Source organism: Streptomyces mayonensis (assembly GCF_018982965.1).
Lineage (GTDB): Bacteria > Actinomycetota > Actinomycetes > Streptomycetales > Streptomycetaceae > Streptomyces > Streptomyces mayonensis.
The window spans coordinates 1-7,062 of record NZ_JACBYP010000203.1; the positions used below are offsets into that span (position 1 = coordinate 1).

7 protein-coding genes are annotated in these 7,062 nt (G+C 73.7%); 3 read left to right on the forward strand and 4 right to left on the reverse strand.

The annotated features are described in order from the left end of the window. The first annotated feature begins 945 nt into the window (after positions 1–945). Together HZS56_RS36725 and HZS56_RS36730 are read left to right on the forward strand one after the other, a co-directional pair. Positions 946–1,932 carry a TrmB family transcriptional regulator gene (locus HZS56_RS36725; protein WP_216725155.1) on the forward strand — a complete coding sequence of 329 codons (987 nt, stop codon included), beginning with the start codon at positions 946–948 and terminating at the stop codon, positions 1,930–1,932. A gap of 136 nt (positions 1,933–2,068) precedes the next feature. Beyond that, positions 2,069–2,551 carry a DUF456 domain-containing protein gene (locus HZS56_RS36730; RefSeq protein WP_216725149.1) on the forward strand — a complete coding sequence of 161 codons (483 nt, stop codon included), beginning with the start codon at positions 2,069–2,071 and terminating at the stop codon, positions 2,549–2,551. Here the strand turns inward: HZS56_RS36730 and HZS56_RS36735 are convergent. Genes HZS56_RS36735 through rsgA form a run of 3 tightly spaced genes read right to left on the reverse strand, consistent with a single transcriptional unit; the run spans position 2,514 to position 5,698 of the window. Continuing rightward, positions 2,514–3,065, reverse strand: a complete 552-nt coding sequence (locus HZS56_RS36735; protein WP_216725150.1) for a methylated-DNA--[protein]-cysteine S-methyltransferase — start codon at positions 3,063–3,065, stop codon at positions 2,514–2,516. The two genes, HZS56_RS36730 and HZS56_RS36735, sit on opposite strands and share 38 nt — an antisense overlap. Continuing rightward, complete coding sequence (locus tag HZS56_RS36740) at positions 3,062–4,534, reverse strand: DNA-3-methyladenine glycosylase 2 family protein (protein ID WP_216725151.1); 1,473 nt, start codon at positions 4,532–4,534, stop codon at positions 3,062–3,064. Before HZS56_RS36740 ends, HZS56_RS36735 begins: the two co-directional genes overlap by 4 nt. A gap of 54 nt (positions 4,535–4,588) precedes the next feature. Next, complete coding sequence (gene rsgA, locus HZS56_RS36745; protein ID WP_216725152.1) at positions 4,589–5,698, reverse strand: ribosome small subunit-dependent GTPase A; 1,110 nt, start codon at positions 5,696–5,698, stop codon at positions 4,589–4,591. A 405-nt stretch (positions 5,699–6,103) separates the two neighbouring features. Here rsgA and HZS56_RS36750 point away from each other — a divergent pair, with 405 nt between their 5' ends. Next, positions 6,104–6,553, forward strand: a complete 450-nt coding sequence (locus HZS56_RS36750) for a hypothetical protein (RefSeq protein WP_216725153.1) — start codon at positions 6,104–6,106, stop codon at positions 6,551–6,553. Between the two features lie 116 nt (positions 6,554–6,669). On the opposite strand, the gene HZS56_RS36755 is transcribed toward HZS56_RS36750, so the two are convergent. Next, positions 6,670–7,062: cellulose-binding domain-containing protein (locus HZS56_RS36755; RefSeq protein ID WP_216725154.1), on the reverse strand; the 393-nt coding region annotated here is incomplete at its 5' end.

Below are 7,062 nucleotides of genomic sequence, written 5' to 3' on the forward strand. Positions count from 1 at the left end.
GGGCGTCGTGGTCCTCGAGGGGCTCGGGGGCGGAGGAGCCGGGGAGGGCGTGACGGGCGGCTCGGTGAGGTCGGCGTCGCCGGTACCGGAGGCGGTACGCCCGCGCGGGGGCGGCGAAGGCCGCACGGGCTGCGGCTGGGGCTGCGCGTCCCACAACGGCAGCGGGGCGCCCCGGGACCCCGCATCGGGCCGAGGATCCGGCACGGGCTCGACCGGTGGCTGTGACGGGGACTGGGGCTTGGGCTTGGGCTTGGGCTGGGCAGGACTTGGGGAGTCCGGTACCGGCCCGGGTTGTTCCGCTGCCGGGCGCCGTACCGGGGCGGGCGGAAAGGTGGACGGGGCGGTGAAGGGGGAGGCCGCGGGCAGCGGCGGTTCCCACGGGGCCCTCGGCGAGGCCGGGCCCGGTTGGGGGCCGGGAGGGGCTGGCTCACCCGCCCGGGGCCCGGAGACGGTGGGAGGGGCCGCGTCCGGTGGGTCCGTCACCGTGTCCGACGCCGAGGCGAAGCGGTCGTCCAGGGAATCGGGTGCGGCCGTGGGACCGGTGTCGTCGGTGGAGTCGTCGTACAACTGTCCCCACCAGTCGTCCTCAGGACCGATGGGACCGGTGGAACCGGTGGAACCGGTGGGACCGTTGGGCCTTCCCCCCTGCTGACTCATGCTCCTGATTGTCCACCGAGGGAGCCGGATGAGAACGGGGCATCGGAAAATTCGGGCGGACCGCCCCACGGGAGAACTGCTCGGCGACGCCGCCTTGGCAGAGTGACCGGCGGTACGGCGATGATGTTCCGAGGCGGGTTCGCGCCGTGGCCGTTTTCCGCCACGGATGTCCGCACTCCCGCCCGGCCGGTCGTGCGGTCGCGCGGTCGTGGTCATCGTTGTCGGGGTTCGGTCGGGGTTCAGTCGGGTTCATGGGGAGGGCGACGCCGGATGGCGGGAGCGCTGGGAGTGCTGGGAGCGCTGGGGCTGGAGGACACGCAGGAGGCGGCGTACCGGGCGCTGGTGTCCGTGGGCGCGGCCGACGTGGCCGATCTGGCCCGGCGGCTGGCGCGGGGCGAGCGGGACACGGAGGGTGCGCTGCGCCGGCTCGAGCAGCACGGGCTCGCCGCCCGGTCCCCGGCCGGGCCGGGTCGCTGGGTCGCTGCCCCGCCGGGCGTCGCGCTGGGCGCCCTGCTCACCCGGCAGCGGCACGAGCTGGAGCAGGCGGAGCTGGCGGCGGCACTGTTGGCGGAGGAGTACCGGGCGGCGGCGGCCGAGCCTCCGGTGCACGACCTGGTGGAGGTGGTCACCGGCGCCGCGGCGGTCGACCAGCGCGTCCTCCAGCTCCGGCTGGGCGCGAGCGACGAGGTGTGCGCGCTGGTCACCGGCAACCCGGTCGTCGTCGTACCGGGCGTGGGGCACGACGCGGAGGAGCAGGCGACCGGCCGCGGTGTCCGTTACCGCGTGGTGGTCGAGCGGTCCGTCCTCGACCAGCCGTCCGGCGTCACCGGCCTGACGGCCGCGCTGGGCCGCGACGAGCAGGTCCGGGTCGCGGACCGGGTGCCGGCCAAGCTGGTCGTCGCCGACCGGTCCCTCGCCCTGGTGCCGCTCACCGCGCACTCCTCGGAGCCGGCCGCGCTGGTCGTGCACGCCGGCGGACTGCTGGAGCTGCTGTCCGGTCTGTTCGAGTCGGTGTGGCGGGACGCCCTCCCGCTGCGGCTCGGGGCGTCCGGAGTGCGGGAGCACGGCCCGCAGCAGCCCGACGGCACCGATCTGGAGATCCTCTCCCTGCTGCTGGCCGGGCTGACGGACGCGAGCGTCGCCAAGCAGCTCGACCTGGGCCTGCGGACCGTGCAGCGGCGGGTGAAGCGCCTGATGGAGCTGACCGGGGTGACCACCCGGCTCCAGCTGGGCTGGCACGCCTACGAACGCGACTGGGTGGCCCGAAAGCCCTGACCACCCACGGGAGAAACCCCGACCACTCACGTGGGGAGAACAGACAACCCCTGCCACCGGGAGAGAATCCCGGCACGTTCCCGCCGCCGGGGCCCGCGGTTCTGCGGACCGCGCCCCGCTCCGGCACCCTGGACAGATGGGAGCGTGGGACCTCCTGCTGGCCGGCCTGGTCATCGTGCTCGGGCTGTGCGGCGTCCTGCTCCCCGGCGTGCCCGGGTCGTGGCTGGTGTGGGCCGGGGTCCTGTGGTGGGCCCTGAAGGATCCGCGGCCGCTGGCGTGGGCGGTGCTCGTGGGGGCCACCGCCGTGCTGCTGCTGTCCCGGGCGGTGCGCTGGGCGCTGCCGGGCCGCAGGAGACGCCGGGACGAGGCCATGCGGCGCCTCACGGCGTACGGGGGCGCGGGCGCCGTCCTCGGCTTCGTCCTGCTTCCGGTACTGGGCGCGGTCCCGGGCTTCATGGGCGGCATCTACCTCGCCGAGCGGCTGCGGCTGGGCCGGCACGGCGAGGCGATGGCGTCGCTGCGCACGGCGTTGCGCACGGGCGGCGCCGATGTGCTGGTGGAACTCTTCGCCTGCCTGCTGATCACCGGCGCGTGGCTGGGCGCGGTGCTGGCGGGGTGAGCGGGGCGCCCTCCAGCGACAGCAGCTGGGTCTTGCGCTCGAGGCCGCCCGCGTACCCGGTCAGGGATCCGTCGGCGCCGATCACGCGGTGGCAGGGGCGCAGGATCAGCAGCGGGTTGGCGCCGATCGCGCCGCCGACGGCGCGTACCGCGGGCCGGGAGGCGCCGATGCGGGCGGCGATCTCGCCGTAGGTCGTGGTCGCCCCGTAGGGCACGTCGTCCAGGGCGGCCCACACGCGTTTCCGGAAGTCGGTGCCCTCGGCGCGCAGCGGCAGACGGAAGACGGTCAGCTCCCCGGCGAAGTAGGCGGCGAGCTGCTCCGCGGCCGCCCGGAAGGGCCCGGCGTCATGCCGCCGGGCGTCCTGGACGCTCCGGCCGCCCTTCTGCCCGGGCACGGACAGGGAGGTGAGCGCTCCGTCCGGCCCGGCGGTCAGCAGCAGCCGCCCGACGGGACTGTCGATCTCGTGCCAGTAGTGCCACTCGGTGGGGGCAGGGATGGGGGTGGGGGTGGTCATCGGGCGTTCTCCCGTTCTCCTGCTGCGCGCAGGTGGTTCAGGGCGTACGAGCGCCAGGGGCGCCACGTGTCGGGCAGGTCCGCGCCGGGCGGGGCGACGTCCGGGTCGCCGAGGGCGCGGGTGCGCACGTCGGCGGCCGTACGGGCGTCCAGGCCGGGCACGGCGAGCAGTGCGCGCTCGGCGTCGTCCCGGTCGGCTCCGGGGTCCAGGCGTACGGTGCCGTCGGCGAGGGCGGCGGCGAGCGCGCCCGGGGTGCCGTCCGGCTCGGCCTCGGCGAGGACGGCCGGCTCGGGGAAGAAGTGGGTGAGGGCGCCGCAGGGCGCGTCGAGCGTCTTGCCGTACTGCCGTACCAGGCGCTCGGCCTCCTCGCGTCCGGTCAGGGCGCGGAGCGCGAACTCGTCGGGGTCGGCGGCGCCGGGCGAGCGGATGCCGGGGCGGGCGGCGACGAGGGGAGCCAGCCGGGGGTCGGCGCCGAGCCGCTCGTCGACGGCGTACGGGTCGGCGTCGAGGTCGAACAGGCGCCGCAGCCGTTGCACGCAGGTCGTCAGGTCGCGCAGGTCCGTGAGGTGGAGCCGGGCGTCGAGCCAGCCGCCGCTGCCCGTCCTCGGCAGGCCCGGCCGTTCCTGGACGGCGACGACGCCGGTGCCGTACGGCAGGCGCAGGGTGCGCCGGTGGACGCGGCTGCCGGGCGGGCCGCCGACCTCCTCGATCCCGGCGACGGCCTCCCGCTGGAGCAGGTCGAAGACGGGGCCGGGCTGGTAGGTGCCGCGGTGGGCGAGGCGCAGGGGGATACCGGCGGACGGGGCGGCAGCGCGCCGGGAGGCCCGGTCGCGGGCCGGGGCGGTGGCGCGCAGCTCGCTCGGGGTGGCGGCGTACACGGCGCGGATCGTGTCGTTGAACTGCCGCACGCTGGCGAAGCCCGACGCGAAGGCGATCTCGGTGACGGGCAGGCCGGTGGTCTGCAGCAGGACCCGCGCGGTGTGCGCCCGCTGGGCGCGGGCGAGGGCCACCGGCCCGGCGCCCAGCTCGGCGGTGAGCTGGCGCTGGACCTGGCGGGCGCTGTAGCCGAGCCGGACGGCGAGTCCGGCGACGCCCTCGCGGTCGACGACGCCGTCACCGATGAGGCGCATGGCCCGGCCGACGACGTCGGCGCGGACGTTCCAGTCGGCGGAGCCCGGCACGGCGTCGGGGCGGCACCGCCGGCAGGCCCGGAAGCCCGAGCCCTGCGCGGCGGCGGCCGTCGCGAAGAACCGCACGTTGTGCCGCTTCGGGGTGACCGCGGGGCAGCTGGGACGGCAGTAGATTCCGGTCGTCTCGACGGCGAAGAAGAACGCGCCGTCGAACCGGGCGTCCCGGCTGCGCACGGCGTCGTACCGGGCGTCGTCGCGTGTGGTCTCGTACTCCGCTGTTCGTGTCACGTGTTCCAGTTTCCGCCAGACCGGAGGGCCGGGCTGGCGGAAATCGGACATCGCGCTGGAGGACCGTCGGACTACGGCAGGCTTTCGGCTACCGCAGGCCCCCGGCTACCGCAGGCCGCCCCGTTTGGCCTCCATGGCCGCCTTGCCGATGGCGCCGCGGCGCTTGAACTCCTTCCGCAGTTCGGCCCGTACCCGGGCGTCGGTCTTGGCGACGATGCGCTGGTTCTCCCGCAGGAGCTTGCGGTAGCTCTCCAGCCGCCGCTCGCGCAGTGCGCCGCTGTCGATGGCGGCCAGGACGGCGCAGCCGGGCTCGCTCTCGTGGGCGCAGTCGTGGAACCGGCAGCCCTCGGCCAGCTCCGCGATCTCGGCGAACGTCTGGTCCACCCCGCTGCCCGCGTCCCAGAGCCCGACGCCCCGCAGTCCCGGTGTGTCGATCAGTACTCCCCCGCCGGGCAGCGCGAGGAGGTTGCGGGTCGTGGTGGTGTGCCGGCCCTTTCCGTCGACGTCGCGGATGGCCTGCACGTCCATGACGTCCGTGCCGAGCAGCGCGTTGGCGAGGGTGGACTTGCCGGCTCCGGACTGGCCGAGCAGCACCGCCGTACCGCCCAGGACGGTGGCGGCGAGGACGTCGAGCCCTTGTCCCTGCTCGGCGCTGACGGCCAGTACCGGCACGCCGGGCGCGGTGGTCTCCACGTCCTGGACGAGGTGGGCCAGGGTCGCCGGGTCGGGCACCAGGTCGGCCTTGGTGAGAACGACGAGGGGCTGTGCCCCGGACTCCCAGGCGAGCGCGAGGAAGCGTTCGACGCGGGCGAGGTCCAGTTCGGCAGCGAGCGACACGGCGACGATCGCGTGGTCGACGTTGGCGGCGAGGATCTGCCCCTCGGACCGCTTGGAGGAGGTGGACCGCACGAAGGCGGTACGGCGCGGCAGACACGTCCGTACGTAGCGCGGGTTGCCGTCCGGTTCGACCGCGACCCAGTCGCCGGTGCAGACGACGCGCAGGGGGTCGTGGGGGGTGACGAACGCGGTGTCGGCCCGCAGGACGCCGTCGGCGACGACGACGTCGCACTGCCCGCGGTCGACGCGCACGACACGGCCGGGCAGGAGACCCTGCTCGGCGTAGGGAGCGAACTCGGCCTCCCAGCCCTCGTCCCAGCCGTAACCGGCGAGAGGGTGCGACGAGGCGGAGGAAGATGAACGTGGAGAGGAATTCAAGGGTGACCCTTCACAGGGGCAGCCCCGGCGACGCGCGAATGCGCCCGGTACGGATGGTCAGCCGGAGGCTACGGAGGTGGAGTGGACGATCTTCTGGTTGCGGGCAGCGCCCATCACAGAGACAGCCATCGGTCACACCTCCCATTCCTCACCCGGCGGACAGCAGCGGCCAACGGCCGCCGGAAACAGCACACTCACCATAGAGACGCCCGCGCCGCGGCGCCATCGAATTTCAACGATGCCCTGCCCCGGGCCGCCGGTGTCGTCGAAGCCCGCGCCGCTGAGGCACATGAGCCGGGTGCCGGTGGTGTGCACACGAGCGGACGACGCACAATTCGACTAGTACATCCGGGAACTGCACGTCACCGCTCACCGCAAGTCCCAGATCCAGAAATGAGTGTACTAGTGACCACATTCGAGATGACCCCGGACGAACAGTCCCAGTGTGTTCAAGGGGTCCTTCAAGGACTCGTCAGCAGGGCACCGGAGGGATGGTCCGAGCTCAGGTACGCCTATAGATCCACGGTCGGGTTCAGCAGTTCGGACCTCGAATTCACCATGCGCGACGGCAGCAAGGAGGGCGGGACGGCGCCGGTGGCGGTCTTCGACGCCATGGACGACCTCCGCCATGCCATGCATGAACCAGGGAAGGGAACGTGGTTCACCGCGGTGATCACCGCAGACGGATCTCTGCAATATCAGACAACCTTCGACTACGACTCCGAGCCGGACTTTGTGCCACAGATCAACGCCGGCAGCTACCTTGACGACATACGGCACTTCCCGCGCACCGAGGAGAACACCCCGGACTGGCTGAAGCGCAGACTGGAAGAGGCGCAGCACGAGGCTCCATGAGAGAACGCCATCGGGCCGTCGCCACCGGATACGACGAACTCGCCGTCCGCCACGAAGCCACCGTGCTGATTGCAGCTGTCAACGAATGGCTATGACCAGCACTTTCACAACAGGCCCTACGCGCAGGCGCGGCCGTTCAGGGTGAAGGTGTGGGGTGGGGTGTTCGTGTCGTGCCAGGAGGCGAGGAAGCCGAAGGTGAGGCTGCCGCCGGCGGGGACGGAGCCGTTGTAGCCGGTGGCGGTCGCGGTGGTGCGGGAGCCGTCCTGGGTGTGGCCCGCGTCCCACATCCGGTCGACGCTCTGGCCGTCGGGGAAGGTCCAGGCGACCTGCCAGGAGTCGAGGGCGCTGCCGGTGGTGACGGTGACGTTGGCCTGGAAGCCGCCGGGCCACTGGCCTGCGACGTCGTAGCGGACCGTGCAGTCGGCGGCGATGGCGTCCGGGGGCTGCGGGTCCTCCGCGGGCGTAGTGGGCGTGGCGGTGCCCTGGGGTTCGGGGTCGGGGTCGGGGTC

What these genes read in the sequence shown, in the direction of transcription:
- HZS56_RS36730 (WP_216725149.1), top strand. Translation starts at nt 2,069, where the DNA reads ATGGGAGCGTGGGACCTCCTGCTGGCCGGCCTGGTCATCGTGCTCGGG.
- HZS56_RS36735 (WP_216725150.1), bottom strand. Translation starts at nt 3,065, where the DNA reads ATGACCACCCCCACCCCCATCCCTGCCCCCACCGAGTGGCACTACTGG.
- HZS56_RS36740 (WP_216725151.1), bottom strand. Translation starts at nt 4,534, where the DNA reads ATGTCCGATTTCCGCCAGCCCGGCCCTCCGGTCTGGCGGAAACTGGAA.